Below are 18,940 nucleotides of genomic sequence, written 5' to 3'. Positions count from 1 at the left end.
CTTAGCTGAACGCCAGGGTAATCACGAAGCTGTAGTCCCGCACGATGCTGGCCTCGGCTCTTATCGAACTCATTAACCACTTCCTGAACTCTCCAATGATTGATCCACCGAGCCACAACAAAAACTATCTCATATCCCCGCGGAAAAAAAATCCCAAATCGTGCTTTTGCTAGCCACTATTCGCGCTCCCATGGCCGCATACGACGTTGATCTTGGATGAGGCATATTTGCACCGCGTTCCCGCCGCGTGATCTCGATGTTAAAAATCGATCTCACCACCCCAGCGGCGCGTGTGAAGCTTCCGCTCAGCGATGCATTGCCGCCACTATCTATGCACCTAGACACAGTTATAATCCAACTCAAGGAAAACCACCGCCCAGGCGGAGCCGCGTTCACCATCAACGCAGAGGACAAACACGATCGATGGGCGATTATTGACACACAAGTCCATATTTGCATTTTGCAGGAGAAATCGCACGGCGCCATTCTCGAACGAGCGGAAATGTCCCACTAAGACCAGCATTACAGTTTCACTAATATGAATTCATGTAGTAATTTCACGCTACCCACCGTAATGACCGACGGTGCGACGCTACCAACGGATAAGGCTGCCGCATGGCCTCCCGGATTTGATGCGTGATGGCGAGGAGTTTGATTGCTGAACACGTGGGTGCGAACGGCGCCAACGGCCAGGGGGAACGATGTCCACTCCCGTGGCGCAGGCAGTTACCGGCGCAGTACCGGATCAGCCGGAGCCGGGGCTCCAGACGACCGGGTAAGCATCGACTTCACCGAACTGACGGCTGCTCGTCATGGGGCGTTCTCCTTGCGTCGGAGGAAGGTTACGCACCTCACGGGCAACCAGGTTCACAATCGGCTGTTACTCGACTGGCTGGTTGCTGCAGGTTTGCTGGCAGGCCATCGCCCGGCGTGCCAGGACGGTCCCGCGGCCGGGCGTGAAGCTTGTGCGCTGCAAATACCGCAGCCCACGGAGCAACATGACTACCGGACGTGGTCGACGATGTCCTTTGCGTGATCCGACTTCGCCTCGGCCGCAGATTTCCCCGCAGCTATCCCGCCGCGGGAGGGCGGGCGACAAAGGTGGGGCGGAAGCCGTATTGGGGCAAAGCCCGCCCAAACGGCTGCCCAGTCATATTCCCGGCCGGCATGCCGGGCATGCCGGCCGCCGCCGTCGGCGGAGGCGCGACCATCGGTGTGCCGCCCAGGGCTGAACCCAGCGGGCTGGCCAGTGGAGCTGCCCCCGTCCAACTCGGCGGCACCGACAACTTGCCAACGATGGCGGCGTTGCCCGCGGCCGCCAGCCCGGCCTGGCCACCGACGGACCCGAGCGGCGCGGAAAGCGCACCGCCGAGCGCGCCAGAACCCGTAGTTCCGAGCGCGTCCTCGGCCGCATCCGCCACCGCTGCGGTGCCCAGCATGCCGAGAAAGGGGGTGACCATATTGCTCGGCAGCAGAAAGCCGGTCGAGGCGATGGTGTTCCAGATATTGGCGTTGGGCCCGAACTCCGACCACAGCGTGGCTAGCCAGGACTGGCCATTGCCGGACAGCAACGTGCTCAGCAGCCCGGACGGCGCGGATGCCGAAGTGTTGGAAGACGCCAGTCCCTGCAACACGTTGGGAACTGCCGACATCAGCTGGGCCAGCGTTGACTGCTGTGCCAGCAGCCCAGCCGGATTGGTGTTGTGCTGCGGCTCGAGGAACTCGCTTAGCCGCGTGGCGGCGGCCGACGAGCCGGCATAGCCGTACATGGCCATGGCGTCCTGGGCCCACATCTCGCAGTATTGGGCCTCTACGGCTGCGATTGCCGGAGTATTCTGCCCCAGCACATTGGTCGCGACCAGCACCATCAATTGAGCCCGATTAGCTGTAATCACCGTGGGCGCCACGGTGGCCGAGAAGGCAGCTTCGTAGGCTGCCGCAGCGGCTGCCGCCTGTACCGCACTCTCCTCAGCCTGCGCGGCGGTGGTGCTCATCCATGCCACGTACGGCGCTGCCGCAGCCGCCATCGAGGCCGACGCCGGGCCGTACCATTCCTCGCCGGTCAACGCCCTGAGCACTGAGTCGTAGGACAACACGGTGACGCGAAGCTCCGCAGCCAGGCCCTTCCAGGCTGAGGCTGCGGCAAGCATCGGGGCGGAGCCTGGCCCCGAATACATACGTGCGGAATTGATTTCGGGTGGCAGTGTGGCGAAATCCAGACTGGCGGTCATCGCTGGCTTCTTTCTCTACCTGGCTGTGATGGCATTGGCGGCCGTTACGGCCGAGTGGGACGCGGGGCGGGCATCGGGTTGCGTAGCCCTAGCGCCCGATTGCGCTCCGGTGCACGCTCGGTGCCCTATACATGGGCGCTATCCACCGAATTATGTTGTGGCCCAGCTTTATATCGGTCCAGGGGCCACATGGCATCGGGCTTCTCCTGACGCACGACGACACAGCGCCGATACCGCAACTTCGCGCGCTTCAGCTACACGTCCGCAGCACAGGCTAAGGCGTGCCGATCAAACAAACGTGGATGAAACCGTGTCAGATAACGAAAAGGGCGCCGGGATCGGATCGAAACGAAATGGCCGTTGGTCTAGAATACGGTCTATCACCGGGACTCACTTCGCACTCACCTCCTCGGGGCCGGGGCACGCGGGGGTGCCAGTCACACAGCACATAGAGGCGAGTGTCCAGCACGACGACTGAGCGCGGCACCCCTCTCGTCAGAGCTTTGGCACCACACGGCGTATCCGACGCTTTCAAGCCGGAAGCCACTTGGGCTCAACCCTTAAGCCGGGAAGAGCTGTCCTGACCCGGGGCGTCTTTCGACGTTCGAGGTCAGTGGCCTGTATCCGTGCAGACGCCTCACCTAGCGAAGTGCTTGCAAAGGTCATAGTTTCACTCGAAGCGATGACCGTCAACCCAACGCGCCCGTGGCTGCCCGATCATGCCGGTAAGGCGATGCGCCATCGTGTGCCGGGTTTTGTTTCATCGCAGCGCTTTTCGCTGTCTTCAGGTCACACACGCGGAGCGGCGCAACTCCGCCGGCTTCGGTGCAAGCGCGTTGTTCAGCCGCCCGAGAGCGGGCGCGGCATTATCGTCAGCCGGAATCCGTACCGGGGTCCGGTGCCGTAGCTGCGCGCGTAGGCGCCCGGAGCAGGTACCCCGGGTACGCCAGGCATCGCCGCACTCGCCTCCGGGGCGGTAGCGGTGCCAGCGCCCGGGAGCGCGGTGGCGACATGATCTGTCACTTCGGTGGTCCCCGCCCAGCTCGGCGGGACCGACAGTCGACCCACCATGGTCGCCTGGTTGGTTCCCGCGGCGACTCCCCCCAGGCCCGATTGCGGAACTGTCATTCTTGTCCAAACGGCATCGCCGGAATCGGATCCCGTAATTGGCAACGCAATCCCTGGTAAGCCGTCTAGGGCCAACGCATTGACGTCGGCCATTGCCGATGTCACGGCGGGCACGACGATCCCCGGAGCCGTGTATCCGGCCGAGATGACTCCATTTGCCAATGAGGAGTTCAAGAAGGTCCCGAAGGCGTTTCCATCGTTGCCGTCCAGAAAGTTCAGGATGTCAGCAAGCAGACCCGACCCTGCAATGGTGTCCAGCGGTGCCGCCGCCGGTGCGGCGAGTCCTTGCAGACTTGCCGGTACCGCGGACATGAGTTGGGGCAGTTCGGTCTGCGTGAGGCCGCCCATAGCGGTACTCGCCGCCTGGGCAACCGCCGCGGTCTGACCCGCCAGCCCGGAGCGGCTGGCGGTGTGTGCTGGTTCCGAAAATGGTTCCAACGTGGATGCCACCGCGGAACCGGCCGCATACCCGTACATGGCTGTCGCATCCTGCGCCCACATCTCGGCGTATTCGGCCTCCGTAGCCGCGATCGCCGGTGTGTTGATGCCCGGAAAATTGGTAGCCACCAGCGTCAGCAACTGCACCCGGTTCGCCGCAACCACACTCGGCGGCACCGTCATGGCGAACGCGGCCTCGAACGCCGCCGCGGCCGCCGCCGCCTGACCGGCCGTCTGCGCGGCCTGTAGCCCGGTGGCGCTCAGCCACGTCACATACGGGCCCCCGCTGCCGCCATAGCCGCCGAAGCTGGCCCCAGCCAGCCGTCGCTGAGCAAAGCCGAGAGCACCGACTCGTATGCCGCTGCCGTCAAAAGCATTTCCGCGGAAACGTCATCCCACGTCGCCATAGCGGCGAGCATGGGCGCTGACCCTCGGCCCGAATACATGCGCAGGGAGTTGACTTCCGGTGGCAGGGCCCCGAAATCCATTGCCGGCAAGACCATTACCCGAGCCTCAACGCGAGGGAGTCATGCTGGCAGATTCGGTAGCCGCGGCAGTCCCGGAACCGATCGTCGATGTCACGGTGACTTCCGTCTCGTCATCCAGCAGCTGGCGGGCGCCCCATGATCGTTGGGCGGAATCCGTACCGGGGGGCATTGCCGAGGCTGTGCCCGTAAATGCCCGCGGGCATACCTGGAATGCCGGGCATCCTGACTGCCGCTTCGGGGACAACGGCCGTACTGGTCCAGCCGCCGCCCGGGGCTGCCGCACCGGCGTGATTGGCCACCGCTGTTGCCACGCCCAGCTTTGGGGAACAGACATTCGCCCGACCAGCTCAGCCTGGTTCATACCCGCCGAGATTCCTCCAGTCCCCAGCGTGGCTGCCGTCTCCTCACCCAGAACCGGCAAACTTTCCGGGCTTGCCGGTGATGCCGCGGGTATCCACGACGGATTTCCTTCGCCGGACCCCATGGGCGGTACCGCGGCCGATTCCTGGGCACCCAGTGCCACTGCATTGATATCGGCCATTGCGGCCCAGATTGCGGGTCCGACGACGGCAGGGCTGACGTATCCGGCTGAGACGAACCCGTTCACCAATGACGAGTTCAAAAAGACCCCGTACGGGTTCCCGTCGTTGCCATCCAGGAAACTCAGCAGTGCGGCAAGCAGCCCGGATCCGGGAATGGCGTCTATCGGCGATGCGGCCGCTGGTGAGGCCAGCCCCTGCAGGCTCGCCGGCACCGCGGACATCAGTTGTGGCAGCTCCGTCTGAGTGAGGTTGCCGACTGTGCTGCCTACTGCCTGAGTGACCGCCGCCGACTGACTGGCCAGCCCGCTTGGATCGGTGGTCTGCGCCGGCTGGGTGAACTGTGTCAGCGTCGATGCGGCTGCAGAGCCGACCGCGTAGCCATACATCGCCGCCGCGTCCTGAGCCCACATCTCGCCGTACGCGGCTTCGGTAGCGGCGATGGCGGGCGTGTTCTGCCCCAGAAGATTGGTGGCAACCAGCGTCTGCAACTGAGTGCGGTTGGCGGCCACCTGCGCCGGGGGCACCGTCATCGCGAACGCGGCCTCAAACGCGCCCGCCGCCGCTGCCGCTTGGCGGGCGGTTTGCTCAGCCTGCATTCCGGTGATGTTCATCCACGCCAGGTACGGAAACACGGCGGCTTCCATCGATTCCGAGGCCGGCCCCAGCCAGCCGTCACCGGTTAGCACGGCGATCACCGTCTCGTATGCGGCGGCCGTCGAGCGCAACTCGGCAGCGAGCCCATCCCAGGCTGTTACCGCAGCGAGCATCGGAGCTGAGCCCGGCCCCGAATACATGCGTATCGAATTGATCTCTGGTGGCAGTGCTGCGAAATCCATCTCCAACGCCCCCTACCCGGCCGCACTCGACGCGGCCATCATGGGCGCAAGCGATCCAAGCCCGCGCGCCGAGAGGGTGTCGGTACGCCGTCGATGATCAGGTTCAGGCTGCCGCCGCGCGCTTCCAAAACCCGGGGCGGGAAGAGCTACTTCTATTGCAGCCAAAACAATTCGCCCCGGACAGGGGCAGGGCCTTGGTTGGCTAGCCTGCCGGCCGGCAGTGCCGGGGCTGGCGGTCTCGTCATGACAAGAGACATCGGACTTTCTCCTCTTTGGGATAGCCCGACCCGGCTATTGGCTCGGCCGCTGTGGTGGTGTCGGGATGTTGCCGATGGCACGTGCACAATCAGTTCGCGCGTGCCTTCGGGCACTCGGCGCCAGTCGATTCAGACGGCGGAATTTCTGCCCGGACCGGATCGGATGGAAACGGTCACCAACTTCGCACAACCACTGTCAACTGGTTCAGTCCCGCCCACCTCCCGTCGCAATCCGGCGCCCACGGGAGTGCGCGGTGGTTGCGCAACTCGGGTTCAAGCCGCCAACAGTGTTTGCTGGACCGGGCGGCCGGTGTTGCGCAAGCTTTGGCATGACATAGCGTATCCGCCCAACGGTGCGCGATGAGCCGAGTTGATCTCAATCCATCCACGGGGCGAACCAGCGCGCCCCGGAGCATCCCCCGACCACTGATGCCAATTCCGATTTCGAGGCCCCGTTTTCGTGCAAAGACTTCGGCTGGTGAGGCAGAACCAGCGTCATGGTGTCACCGGGGTCAACCCAGCGTCAACGCGACTCGCGGTGGTTGCGCCGGGCGAATACGGCGCCCCGCGTCTGGGCCCGTGTAGGTTCGTCCTCCCGGGCGACTGCGGGTTAGCTGGGCTTGGTGCTTGCCGCGCCGAGGCCTAGTTCGTCTTCTTCTCTGCCACCGCGGCACTGAGACCTTCGGCCAGGTCTTCTTTGGTCAGCTCTCTGAACCTACGCATCTGCAGCTCGCTGAATTCCGTCAGATCACTGTTGAGCACCGCATCGAGATCTTCATCGTCGAGGCGGAAACTGCGGTGGTCACGGGCCTTCTCCACGACATTGCGCACGAAGCCGGCGTTGCCGAGCATGTCGATGCCGCGAATCAGGTCGCCGTCCTCGGAGTAGTTCTGGTCGTTGTAGAACCTGGTGTACGACGGCAACAACACCTGAGCTTCTTCCTCAGTGATGACGTCTTCGTTCTCCTGGCCCATCAGTTTGGTGAGCGCAATCAGCTCTTCGGGCGTGTAGCTGAAAAACTCGATCACGGTCGAAAAGCGCCGTCGCAGACCCTGGTTCACCTCGAGCATCTTTTCCATGGCCTTGGCATAGCCCGCACCGAATACGACCAACTCGTCGCGGTGGTTCTCCATGTACAGCAGCAGGGTGTTGATGATCGCGTTGCCGTAGGGGTCGCCCTGGGAGTAGCCCTTCTCATGAAGGGTATGCATCTCGTCGAAGAAGACTGCGCCGCCCAGTGAACCCTCGAGCATCTCCTCGGTGTTCTTCTCCGCGTCGGCCATGTAGCGACCCAACAGCTTGGTGCGGCTGGTCTCTACCACCAGCGGCTTGCGCAGCACCGTCAACCCGCACAGCTGTTTGGTGAATGCCCTTGCCACCGAGGTCTTTCCAGTACCAGGAGGACCGAGTAACAGGGTGTGGCGTGAGGTCACCGGAACGGGAAGCCCCATCTTGGCGCGCGCCAGATTCACCTTGGTGGTCGACTTGATGAGCTTGATTTCTTTCTTGGCCTGCTCCATGCCGAGCATCGCATTGAGCTCGGCGTCCCCCTCGGCGAGATACTTGGCAGCCATCTCCGCATGCCGGGCGGCTTCGGTTTGGGCACGGGTAGGCGCACTGTCCGGATCCCATGGATCCTTGCGCGCCTCAATCGTTTCGGGGTCGGTCAATACCAGTCGGTAGTTGGGGTTATCCAAGGCTTCGCGGGCTGGGCTGAACTTTGCGTCGCGCGAATACACGCGACGCAACAGCTCGACGGCTTCCTCCTCGCGCCCCACGTGGCGCAGGCACATGCCCTGGGTGTAGAGGGCGATATTGGCCGCGCCGGGAACCCGGTCCCCTTCGATGGCCTCCTGCGCACGCCGGAAGGCCTCCTCGAAGACCCCCAGTGATGCCAAGGCCGTTGTCGCCATCGCCGCACCGGCCGCCTTCAGCTCCGGGTGCCGCCAGGGCGTTGCCTCGGGGAACTGGGCCAGCACGTCGGGCCAGCGCTTGGTGCGAAAGTACAAGACACCTCGCACATAGCTCACCAACTCGGCATCGAAGGGATGCTTGGGGTCGGTGGTGTCGAGCAGGTCCGAGGCCTCCTGGTAACGCTTGTTCTCGGCCAGAACGGCAGCGTAGGCGCAGGCCAACGAATCGACACTGGTAACAGCCAGCCGCAGGAACAGCCCGTCGGACACCTCGGGGCGGAACTGCAAGTCGGTAACGCCGAGACGGCGGGTTTCCCAACCGAAGGTTCTTACCGCCGCCCATGCGCCGGCGAGAACGTCCATGGTCTGGTCGCCGGCGAGCAACCGTGCCAGCCAGGCGTCACACATCGCTGGATCGAGCTTGGTTGCGGTGGTGAACATCTTAGCCGCAACCTGCGGGTTATGGCTTGGCTGTAGCCCGTTGACCGAGATGCCCGACGCCAGAAGACCGGCGACCATGGCGTTGCGGGCATCGTCTGCAGCTGATTGTGCGCGGGTCATTGCCCTGTGGTCGCGCTTGTCGCGTGCTCCTGTGTTTGCCCCACAGGCAGTTCCAGCTCGTCGTGGTCTAGCAACTCGCGACTGGAAACAACCAGCTGAGCCCGGGTGGACGGCACCGGCAGGCTCGCTCGCACTGCCGCCAGTTGGCGGCCGGTCAACCGGTTGAGGCCCACCGATAGCTCCTTGGGCAGGCGTTCATCGCTGTGGTAGCGGACCCACGCCGACAACCGAGGTTCTCCCGCGCGCATCACCAGACGAAGCGTGAGGACCGTGGCGCCTACCTCGGGGGCGTCCGAGAGCCAGACCTCATCGAGGGTCTCGGCGTTGATGTCGGCCGGCGTTACCCAAAAACTGGTCGCATAGCCGTTGAAGTGCTTGAGATGACGCCAGCCCGGACGGCTCCAGGTCGGCTCCAGCTCGGCCAATATCGCGCTGTCAACCTCGGCCAGCTCGCCGGCCGCCAATGGGCGCGCGGCACAACTCTGGCCATCGAGCACCTGGGCAAGCCGCTCGGTGGCTGTCACCAACGTCGAGGCCAGCGAATCACGACTCGCTATCGCGGCAACGTTGCGCTGGGGATTCATCCGCAAGATCAACCACGTACCGCAACGGTCCGCGGCGGGACTCTCCCCCACCATTCCCCACTCTTCCGGGCCCCACTCATCCAATGAAGCCGACGCCCGGGCCGCCTCGGCACCACCGCGGACCTCAACGGTCACGATGTCGACGCCATCGAGCTGAACATCGAACTGTCGCAAGTTCTCGGCTACGGTCGCCACCGGTACCACCGCCGACTGCGTGGTGCGATGCCGATGCCGACCCGCGGCATCTCCCTCGCCATCGTCGACGGTGATCACGGTGACCAATCGGCCATGATGCTCGCGCACTCCGACGGTGTCGCGCCCGAAACGACGCTGGTGATCCACGGCCGGTGTGCAGCCGGCACCCAGTGCCGTGCCCGGGTCAGCGGACCAATCCCAAAGCCAGGCAGTGATACCCGAGGTGACCGTGATCCCGCGATAGGTGACGACCGACAACAAGGTGACCAGCACGGCAATGCCGACGCCAACCCACCACGCGATGCGGTTCTCGCCCTGCCACGAGTCTGGGCAATGGCTGGCCACAATCAGAATGAGCAGGTCGATCACGAACACTGTCGTCAACCGCGCCCACGACAAAGCTAAACCGAACCTGCGCTGAGCCTTCATCGCCGCTTCCGTGATCGCCGCATTAACGTCGCCGTACCGAACACCGCACCGCCTATCAGTAATGCACCGGTCAATCCGCCGGCAGCCACCCATACTGGCACCATATTGCGCTCTGCGGGCGGCTTCGGCAGCTCCAGCGGTGCCGATAGCTGCTTAGGCGGCTTGACCGGCCCTTCGGGCACGTCCCAGGTGAGGGCAGCCACCGGATCCACCACACCGTAGCCGACCTGGTTGTCCACTCCACGAGCGGGCGGGCGGGCGGTGTGAATGAGCCGATTCCTGATTTGGTACGCCGACAGCTCCGGATACTTCGCCCGGACCAGGGCAACCACGCCAGACACGATCGCCGTCGCAAAACTCGTGCCAGCCGGAACCAGCAACGAGTTGTCCGGACCGTCGATCGCGTTGATCAAGCCGTCGTCACGGGGCGAGAGTCCGATAACATCGGTCCCGGGCGCCGCGATCGACACCCATGGTCCGGCGATGCTCATCTTTGTCATCGGCTGACCCTTGGTGTCGACTGCGCCAACCGTCAAGACATAGTCACTGAACCAAGAGGGCGTCACCACCGTGGTGACCGCGTTCCAGTCACGTGGGTCGTCTGGCTGCAACGGATCAAAGATCGGGTTCTGCTTGCAGTCCTTCTTGCTGCCGTCGCCGGCCGCGGCCACTATGACCACGTTCTTGTCGACGGCCGCGTAGTGGACTGCGGCCCCCAGCGCGTTCTGATCGATGACGTTGCGGGCGCTCATGCAGGTCACATCGGAGATGTTGATCACCGACGCTCCCATGTTGGCGGCATGGACGATCGCTCGCGCCATTGTCTCAACGTCGTCGATCTTCTGTTGCGTCTGCGGATCCTCATCCCCGGTGTAGGGGTCCTTGAGGCCGAACGCCTGGCTCGATTGGCGGATCGAGATCAGCTCGACCTCCGGCGCAATCCCGCTGAATGCATCCGGTGCCGGCGGCGGCGGGTCGAGCGGACGCGGGCCGCCCGCGTGGTCGACCCCCGTCACCCGCGCACCACCTGAGTAGCTGGGGATCGTCACCGTTCCGCCACCATGGTTGCTTGCCGGCGGTTCGCCGGGAGCTGGCGGGGGCACCGGCCCGGGTCCGGGCTCACCCTGGGGAGCCCCTTCCTCCGGCGGCGGCCCCGGAATCACTGTCACCGTTTGAGGAGGCACAGGTGACAACGTCACGGTCTGCGGCGGTGGCGGCTTCTCGGTGGTGGGGATAGTGACCGGCCGGCGTGGGACGGCCGGAGGCGGTAGCGCCTCGTTGGCCGGCGCCGCACCGATCATCGACGCCACGATGGTGCCGTGGGCGTCGCAATCCTGCAGCCCGTCACCGCCCATCACGTAGTCCCCGCCCGGGATCAAGTGGGGAAACCGCGGGTGCGGTGTCATACCGGTGTCGATGACAGCGACCTTTACCCCGGCGCCACGGCCGAATTGCCATGCCTCGTTGATGTTCAGCATCTCCATGTACTTCGGCTGCAACTTGAAGTCGGTGCCAGGCAGCACCCCAACCTCAGTGCAGTAGGAGTTCTGTTTCATCGGGGCCGGCGGTCCCGGCGTACCGTCGGGCGGCAAGGCTCCCAGATCAATGGTCGGAGGATTGATTGCGTACGCCGGTGGCAGGCCGGCCAACGCACCCGAGGCAAGCAGAAGTGCGGCGATGGTCGCGGTTGATCCGCGACCAGGCCGCAACCTGCCGCTAACGGTACCGAATCGCTGCATAGACATTCATCAACCAGAATGCCAGCGGGAAGATTGGCATCAGGCAGAGGTACTCCGTCCATTCCACGAACTTGCGGAACAACGGACTGTAGATGGTGTTGGGGACAACGGCCGCGGCCGTCATTCCGGCTGCGGGCAGCAACACCAACAGCGACGCCACGATCGACACCGACAACGGCGAAGACAAGACCAGCGCGTATCGGACCGACACCGCAGCAACCACGATCACGGCGGTGACGGCCAGGGTGATCGACTGCCAGCGGTCGACGTAGGAGCGCCCGCGCAGCATCAGGAAGCCCGAGGTGAATCCGGCGAGCATCAGTGGCAGCCAACGCTCCGAGGTGTGCGGATTGCACAGCGAGGTCAGCGACACCACCATCAGCACGCCCAACCCGACCAGCAGACCGCTCAGGAACGATCGGGCCCGTTCGGCCTGCAACACCACGTCGCGCACCGAGGCGGGGCCCTCCAACACGGGGGGACCGCCAGCGGCGACCGCCACGGTGGTGGGCAGATCGGGACGTGCCTCAAATACCCATCGGCTGGTTGCGGACGGGAAGACCGGCAGCCGGATACCCGACAGTCTCCGCGACAGCGCGGGCGAGGCGTGGTACATCACGACGCAGATCAACAACATGGTCGCGAACAGCGTCACCGCGCTGGTCGCGGCGACCATCCGCGACAAGCTCGCCAATGTCGTCAGGCCACAGATCGTGACGATGGCGGTATAGATCGCCAGTCGTCGACCAGTGAATCGCAGGGCCAGCGCCGCGGCGATGGACAGGACCCCGAAGCCGAGCACGGCCTGCGGAGAACCGACGGAACCAGGCGGTGCCGAAGCCGCCGCCACGGTCAGCGGCGCAAGACCGCTGACCAGCATGATGTCTGCAACGCGCCGATCCGCATCAGTGGTGGCACGCATCAGCAGCATCATGGCGACCATCAGCACAAGCACGGCAATCACCGAGGCGAAGATTGTGGTCAGCCACGTGTTGTGGTGCCAGCGCCACCAGCCCAAGACGCCCGAGGCAAGGATCACACCGGTCCCCACCATCCCCGCGCCGACCTGCACCGCGACAACTGGGTCGATCGAGGCGAATCGCTTGCTGAGATTCGACGCAACCGCAGTGGAGATGTGCTCGATGACCTGCGACCGGTGTTCGGTGTCCGGGATGAACCGGATCCACAGCCGGTCGCCGTCATAGACGTCTTGTTCGGTCAGCGACTGGGTAGCACGCAACGGCGAGCCGTCGATCAGGCACAACGCCCATCTACCGCGCCCAGCGGCCTCCAACGTCGACTCGCCGAGCTCCCGCAGCCGACTGTTGACCACCTTCAGCAACGGGTCGGTCATCACCGAAACGGGAGCATTGGCGTCGAGCAGAACCCCGATCTGGACGCCCTCGCCAGCCATGATGCCAACTACGACCGCCCGCGGCGAAGATACGCCCTCAAGTTCGGCCTGTGGAGCATCAGCTACTGCAGTCATCGTTCTGTACCCCCTGCTGTGGCGAACGTGTTACTCCGTGACTTCAGCCGCGCCCGGGGCTCTGTCGGTACATACACCGTCGGTACATACACCGAAGCGCCGTAGCCCGCTTTCATTTGCGGCTCGACTAACTCCAATTTCATTTGCCTCGCCTTGCGACTAATAGTTGTAGTTTCCGTTGCTTTTCAGTTTTACTGCGGATTCTAGAGCAGTATGCCGTGTTGCCGTCTCAATCGCATTTTATGCTTAAAAAGCTTGCTGCACGCGCAATTTCGTCGCTTCCTATCAAACTCTGCTATGCGTTTTCCACTCGCCGTATGGCAGCGTGTCGAGCACCGTCTTCACGCCGACTTGCACCAGCTGAGGGGTGGCGGGACAGATAGCCAACCAGGCCTCACCGGAACCGGCGGTCCGCGCTTGCTGATACAGCGCGATACGCCCACCGGATCCGTCTTTGAGAGACAGCACCGAGGCACTCGGGCCTTTGGCGTCATCCCGGTACTGCCGCGCGTAGACCGCCACTTCGGCTGCGGGGTCCGATAGCGCTTGCCCCAATGCCGCAACCGTGGACGCGCTGATGCCCATCCGGCGCAGATCCCCCCCGGAAAAGACGTTGAAGCCGGACTCCTGCCAGGATTTGGTGGCTTCCAGCATTTCCTCCAGCGGCACGTTGACCGCGTTGATCGCGGCCGGGTCCGCGTGGTGGATGGACTCCAGGCCGTCAATCACCAACGCGGCGATCGACGCGCTGTCGGAAACGGATACGTCGTCGACGGTGATGTCATTGCCAACGCGAACGGCCGACACCCAGTGCTGGCCACGACGGGCCAACACCACCCGAAATTCGTTGTCGGGAATGTCGCGCGAACCGGGCGGCTGGTCCTCGTTGTCGACGACTCCATACAGCAGTTTGCCCCGCGAAAGCAGGGCGACAACTTCGAGGTCAGGTGCGGCTAGCACCCTCATCCGGGTGGCTACCTGTTCGTTCACCGTGTCCCCGACGACGATGCCCTGCTCGCGCATGACCGCCATGCCCGGGTGTTCATTGAGCCAGTCGTTCGAGTCGGTGGATACGTACGGCCGGCACCGTAGTTCAGGCGCAACGTGCCGGATATCCAGCAACGCCTGAAGCATCCAGAAGCCGTCCACGTTGACGGTGATATCGGTGCGCGTACTTTGTTGATCCATCCCTACCTCAGATATCGACGTGGCTGTTGACTGCAGGACACGGCAGCACACCGGATGGTTGGTGTGCTGCCGCGCCTGAAGTTAGGTTTTAGGCCCAGCTAGAGCCGACGGCGCTGTCGGTCTGCGCCATGTTGTTGCCGGCAGCCTGAACCTTCTGGCCGTGCGAGTTGGCCTGCTCGTAGATCACCTGGAAGTTGCGACCCAACTGGGTGATGAACTCCTGGCAAGCCACCGAACCGGCGCCACCCCAGAAGTCACCGGCAGCCAGCACATCGCGAACGATGGCCTGGTGCTCGGCCTCCAACGAGGCGGCCTGCGCGCGGATGAGGGCGCCGTGGGCGTCAACATCCCCGAACTGGTAATTGATGGTCATATTGGTGTTCTCCTAACCTGAGAAAAGCGTACGCAGCTGTGGCTTTGCGCGCTAGCCGCGGAGGACCTGCTGGGAAGCCTGCTCTTGCTGCTCGTAGTTGTTCGCGTCGCGAACGAGCCCGTCGCGCACCCCGTGCAGCATGTTGACGATGTTGCGGAAAGCGGTGTTCATCTGGCCCATGGTGTCCAGCGAGGTTGCCGAAGCCATACCGCTCCAGCCCGCGCCGGCGATGTTCTGCGAGGACGCCCACATCTTGCGGGCCTCGTCCTCAACCGTCTGGGCGTGCATTTCGAAACGGCCCGCCATGTCCCGCATCGCGTGCGGGTCGGTCATAAAGCGTGCAGTCACCTGAATTTCTCCTTGTGTATTGGCTGGTTGGTTGTCAGTTAGATCGTGTATTCGGTTGTGGTGAGCGCGATGGCCGATCAGCTACGCGCTCACACAACCGCCGGCCCAAAAGTTACGGATGCCCCCCCTCCTTTCGGTCAGCCAGCGGTCACCGAGCATTTCAGCGCGGTGCGACATACATCGCCCCCGAACCTCGATGTCCGATTCGACGAAGCACTTCACAACTGCCGGGAGCGTCGTCGCAGCCGAGCGATCAGAGCCAGAATTCACCCACCGATGGGAGGTTTGTGTTGCGCTCACCGCAGCGCCTGATCCCTCCCCCGGTCTGAGATCGACAGTGCGGTCAGCCGGCAGCGGCCGCGTTGGCGGCTTCGGTGGCCGCATACGAACCGGAGCTTGTTGCAAGCGTGTTAACGAACATTTCATGAATGGCCGCGGCTTGGGCGCTAACGGCTTGGTACATCTGCGCGTGGGCGGCGAACTGAGCGGCGGTCAGCGCTGACACCTCGTCGGCGGCCGCGGGTACCACTCCGGTCGTCGGCGCCGCCGCTGCCGCGTTCTGCGCGCTCATCGTGGTGCCTATACCCTGCAGGTTTGCGGCTGCAGCAGCCAGCGCCTCCGGCTGTGTGGTCACAAACGACATGCTGTATTCCTCCCTCGATTATCCCCGGCGCCCATCTAGTGCAGAGACTAGATGACTGTGTGACGCCAGGTTGCCTTCTACGGGGCCTGTTTGCATTTGTTCACGCGATAGCACCGTGAATTCACCTGTAGTAACGACACAGTAACAGCGCTCGATGCACCTAGCTTCCCACTCAGCAAACTCACAGTCAAGGATGTGCGGCTGCTAGCCGAAGAGCGCGCGACGGGGCATTTTGCGGCGTCTAGCTGCCAGCGCGACAGCCATCCGGTCGGCCGCGACGCTCGTTCGGCGCTGCCGTGACGGTGCTACAGCAATACGGTGGGGCAGTTTCGGTGGGCCGGCCCGATGAGCGCCGGCCGTCTTGATCCACCGCGTATGCGCGCAACTAGTTAACGACTCTGAGTCCGAAACTCGCGACCACGGTCGGTCATGGGCGCTCGGGGCCCGGACAGCCCCAAACGAAGACGTTGTCGTCATACTCACTTCCCCCCTCCTCCCCTGGCATATCAGGGCTCCGGCGTTGTTGATTAGCAGGCTTGTGAGCTGGGTTGATGATCTTTGGTGCCGCGCTATTGGGGCCGGAGTGTAGGCACGGGCTATCTGGAGAACGATCGAGTTGGTTACTGTTCGTCGTTGGTCTGGAGTTGCCCGTGCCTACCGTTTCAGTATTGCCTGTGTCGTCGGTTCCAGAGGTGTTCGACCGCTGGAGTCCTGGTGAGCGCAGCGAGCTCATCGGATCGGAGTTTCTCGATGTGTTGGCCTCGGTGCCAGACCCGAGGGACCCACGCGGTCGGAGGTATTCGCTGATGGCTTTGTTGGCGATCGCGGTTCTGGCCACTGCCGCGGGGATGCGCGGCTATGCTGGTTTTGCCACATGGGCGGCCACCGCTCCCGATGATGTGTTGGCCCAATTAGGGGTCCGGTTCCGGCGGCCCAGTGAGAAGACCTTCCGCGCTGTTTTGTCTCGGCTAGACCCCGCCGACCTCAACGCCAGGATGGGCAGTTACTTCACTGCACACGTGGCCAGCAGCGACCCCAGCGGATTGGTGCCGATCGCGTTGGACGGCAAGATGCTGCGTGGTGCTTTACGCGCCAAAGCGACAGCCACGCATCTCGTGTCGGTGTTCGCCCACCGTGCCCGATTGGTGCTCGGTCAACTCGCTGTCGCCGAGAAAAGCAATGAAATTCCCTGCGTACGTGCCCTGCTCACGCTGCTGCCGGGTAGCTTGCGGTGGCTGGTCACCGTGGATGCGATGCATACCCAGGTCGTCACCGCGAAGTTGATCTGCGCCACCTTGAAGTCGCACTACCTGATGATCGTCAAGTCCAACCAAGCCAAAATACTTGCGCGTATCACCGCGCTGCCCTGGGCCGAGGTGCCCGCAGCCGCTACCGACGACTCCCGCGGCCACGGCCGTGTCGAGACCCGCACCCTGCAAATCATCACCGCTGCACGAGGAATCGGCTTCCCCTACGCAAAACAAATCATCCGGATCACTCGTGAACGCTTGATCACCGCCACCGACCAGCGCAGCGTGGAGGTGGTCTATGCCATCTGCAGCCTGCCGTTCGAGCACGCCCGCCCTACCGCGATCATGACCTGGATGCGTCAACACTGGGGAATCGAGAACAGCCTGCACTGGATACGCGACGTCACCTTCGACGAAGACCGTCAAAGGGCACATACCGGAAACGGCGCACAGGTCCTAGCAACGCTACGCAACACCGCGATCAATCTGCACCGCCTCAACGGCGCCGACAACATCGCCGAAGCCTGCCGGATCACCGCTTTGACCGCCAACCGCCGCCTAGACCTCCTCAATCCACAATTCCCCAGCTCACAAGCCTGCTAATCAACAACGCCGGAGCCCTGCCTGGCATATCCAATCAGTCCCGCCGCCCTATTACTAGGGTCGCCATCCGGCGGGTGCGCCGTGGCCCTAGAGCGATCCCTCCTCGGGCCAATACTGCGGGCAATACGCGTCAATAGCCGCGCCGACAAAGTAGCCGGAGTGATATCCGGGCATGGAACTGCTGTTGAGCACGTCGTAAGCGACCTCTGTTGGCGTCATGCCGCTGTCAAGCTTCTGGCACACAATGTGGGCGGCCAAGATCGCGTGCGAGGGCGAAATGTGGTCTGTGATGCCCTCGGACTGCAATTCCGAGAGAAATCTGTCGTCATTATTGTCCGCGTGAGCGGTTGCCACAGTTCCCAATGGTCCAAGTAACGCGATTGCGACAACTAGAAGGCGTTTTAACATTTTCGGTGCTCCCTTTGAGCTGAGGCTCCTTGCTGACGATGTGGTCAGGCAGGGGCGATCTGCGTTGCCTGGCTAGCCAGCGGGAAGTGGGCGCGCCATGACCGTCGGTTTGAACCCGTATCGGGGACCTGAACCGACCCCACGTCCGGCACCCGTGGCGCCCACGGGCATGCCGCCGATCACGTTCGCCGCCTCGGGCGAGGTGATTGGCTCACTGACCGCCTGGACCGTTGGGCGCACGGCCTCTGCAACCGATGCACCCGGCCAGGATGCCGGGACCGCCAAGTGTCCGACGTGGGCGCCGCTGCCCAATCCGGCCGCCACCTGGCTGCCTGCACTGCCGATCGCACCGAGCGCGCCACCCAGCCCCGGGACCTTCGGCAGGGCTGCTGCCGCGGCGGCAGCCGGCTGAGTTATCAACCCCAGCGTCTTGGCCATCTGAACACCGAAGTTGCCCATACCGACGCTGAAGTACGGAAGACCTTCGGTGTTGTAGAAGAAGCTGGCGTAGTTGGAGTAGCCCTGCATGAACGTTCCCAGGTTGTTGGGCAGCACGGTCTGCCCGGTCAACAGGAACCAAATCTCGGTCAGGATCGGATTACTCGCCCCCAGCTGCGACACGAAGCTCTGCGTTCCGCTCGGCGAGGCGAGCTGTCCAAGCTGGCTGGTGATCTGGCTGAGGAAACTCTGGACCGTGCTTTGGGTGGAGGCCGCCGACGTCGCTTGCGCCGCACTGACCGCGGCACCCTGAGTGGTACTGGCCGCCGGATTGGCTATCGTCGGGGCCTCGGTAAACGACTCGATCTTCGTGGCAAGTGCAGATGAGGCGGCATAGTTGTACATCGCCGACGCATCTTGAGCCCACATTTCCGCATACTGGGCTTCCAATTGGGCGATCACACCGTTGTTCAAGCCGAACATGTTGGTCTGCAGCGCCTGAGTCAGTTCGGCACGGTTGGTGGCGATCAACGGCGGAGACACCACGGCGGCGAACGCCGTCTCGAAGGCCGCCGCGGCCGACTGAGCCTGCGTGGCCGTGTGCTCGGCCTGGCCGGCGGTGACCGACATCCAGGTCATGTAGGGCTCGACGGCCTGTGCCATCGTTGCGGAGGCAGGCCCCATCCACTCTTCGCTGGACAGCTGGGTGATCACCGTGAGGTAGCCCTGGGCTGTCGAATTCAGTTCGGCGGCCAGCGCGTTCCAGGCTGAGGCCGCCGCAACCATCGATGATGATCCCGGCCCCGCATACATCAGCGCCGAGGTGACCTCGGGCGGAAGCATCCCATAATCCATCGC

At 63.6% G+C, this 18,940-nt stretch carries 13 protein-coding genes, 1 pseudogene and 1 riboswitch; of the genes and pseudogenes, 1 reads left to right on the top strand and 13 read right to left on the bottom strand.

All coding sequences use genetic code 11. The features are described from left to right. Positions 1-1,070: 1,070 nt before the first annotated feature. From SHTP_RS11385 to SHTP_RS11330, 11 genes and pseudogenes are all read right to left on the bottom strand, one after another. Positions 1,071-2,231, bottom strand: coding sequence for a PPE family protein (locus SHTP_RS11385; RefSeq protein WP_157756313.1), 1,161 nt, complete (start codon positions 2,229-2,231; stop codon positions 1,071-1,073). Positions 2,232-2,711: 480 nt separating this feature from the next. Further along, positions 2,712-2,887, bottom strand: a riboswitch (M-box (ykoK) riboswitch). A 184-nt stretch (positions 2,888-3,071) separates the two neighbouring features. Beyond that, positions 3,072-4,300, bottom strand: a pseudogene (locus SHTP_RS11375) (PPE family protein). A 10-nt stretch (positions 4,301-4,310) separates the two neighbouring features. Further along, entirely contained in the window at positions 4,311-5,663 is a 1,353-nt protein-coding gene (locus SHTP_RS30010; protein WP_477497729.1) for a PPE family protein, read from the bottom strand. Between the two features lie 899 nt (positions 5,664-6,562). After that, positions 6,563-8,395, bottom strand: coding sequence for a type VII secretion system ESX-5 AAA family ATPase EccA5 (eccA5, locus tag SHTP_RS11365; protein WP_012394394.1), 1,833 nt, complete (start codon positions 8,393-8,395; stop codon positions 6,563-6,565). Next, positions 8,392-9,603, bottom strand: coding sequence for a type VII secretion protein EccE (gene eccE, locus SHTP_RS11360; RefSeq protein WP_096370644.1), 1,212 nt, complete (start codon positions 9,601-9,603; stop codon positions 8,392-8,394). The genes eccA5 and eccE overlap by 4 nt, the downstream gene beginning before the upstream one ends. Beyond that, positions 9,600-11,342: a type VII secretion system ESX-5 serine protease mycosin MycP5 gene (mycP5, locus tag SHTP_RS11355; protein WP_096370643.1), complete on the bottom strand. Its 1,743-nt coding sequence runs from the start codon at positions 11,340-11,342 to the stop codon at positions 9,600-9,602. The genes eccE and mycP5 overlap by 4 nt, the downstream gene beginning before the upstream one ends. After that, positions 11,320-12,831, bottom strand: coding sequence for a type VII secretion integral membrane protein EccD (gene eccD, locus SHTP_RS11350; protein WP_012394391.1), 1,512 nt, complete (start codon positions 12,829-12,831; stop codon positions 11,320-11,322). The genes mycP5 and eccD overlap by 23 nt, the downstream gene beginning before the upstream one ends. 285 nt (positions 12,832-13,116) lie before the next feature. After that, positions 13,117-14,019: an ESX secretion-associated protein EspG gene (locus SHTP_RS11345; RefSeq protein WP_096370642.1), complete on the bottom strand. Its 903-nt coding sequence runs from the start codon at positions 14,017-14,019 to the stop codon at positions 13,117-13,119. Positions 14,020-14,107: 88 nt separating this feature from the next. Then, a complete protein-coding gene (locus tag SHTP_RS11340) occupies positions 14,108-14,392 on the bottom strand; it encodes a WXG100 family type VII secretion target (RefSeq protein WP_011740938.1) in 285 nt (94 codons plus the stop codon). Between the two features lie 51 nt (positions 14,393-14,443). After that, positions 14,444-14,740: a type VII secretion system effector EsxM gene (esxM, locus tag SHTP_RS11335; RefSeq protein ID WP_096370641.1), complete on the bottom strand. Its 297-nt coding sequence runs from the start codon at positions 14,738-14,740 to the stop codon at positions 14,444-14,446. 343 nt (positions 14,741-15,083) lie between these two features. Further along, on the bottom strand, positions 15,084-15,383 hold the full coding sequence (locus SHTP_RS11330; protein ID WP_012394388.1) for a type VII secretion system ESX-5 target PE19: 300 nt from the start codon (positions 15,381-15,383) through the stop codon (positions 15,084-15,086). A 650-nt stretch (positions 15,384-16,033) separates the two neighbouring features. On the opposite strand from SHTP_RS11330, the gene SHTP_RS11320 reads away from it, so the two are divergent. Continuing rightward, positions 16,034-17,236 (top strand): ISAs1-like element IS2404/ISMul1 family transposase, encoded by a 1,203-nt coding sequence (locus SHTP_RS11320; RefSeq protein ID WP_420811867.1) that lies wholly within the window; start codon positions 16,034-16,036, stop codon positions 17,234-17,236. Between the two features lie 87 nt (positions 17,237-17,323). On the opposite strand, the gene SHTP_RS11315 is transcribed toward SHTP_RS11320, so the two are convergent. Continuing rightward, positions 17,324-17,644 carry a DUF732 domain-containing protein gene (locus SHTP_RS11315; protein ID WP_096370639.1) on the bottom strand — a complete coding sequence of 107 codons (321 nt, stop codon included), beginning with the start codon at positions 17,642-17,644 and terminating at the stop codon, positions 17,324-17,326. Positions 17,645-17,716: 72 nt separating this feature from the next. Continuing rightward, entirely contained in the window at positions 17,717-18,937 is a 1,221-nt protein-coding gene (locus SHTP_RS11310) for a PPE family protein (RefSeq protein ID WP_157759946.1), read from the bottom strand. Between the last annotated feature and the right edge of the window lie 3 nt (positions 18,938-18,940).

This window comes from Mycobacterium ulcerans subsp. shinshuense (genome assembly GCF_002355775.1).
Taxonomy (GTDB): domain Bacteria; phylum Actinomycetota; class Actinomycetes; order Mycobacteriales; family Mycobacteriaceae; genus Mycobacterium; species Mycobacterium marinum.
This window is presented reverse-complemented; position numbering and strand designations above follow the sequence as displayed.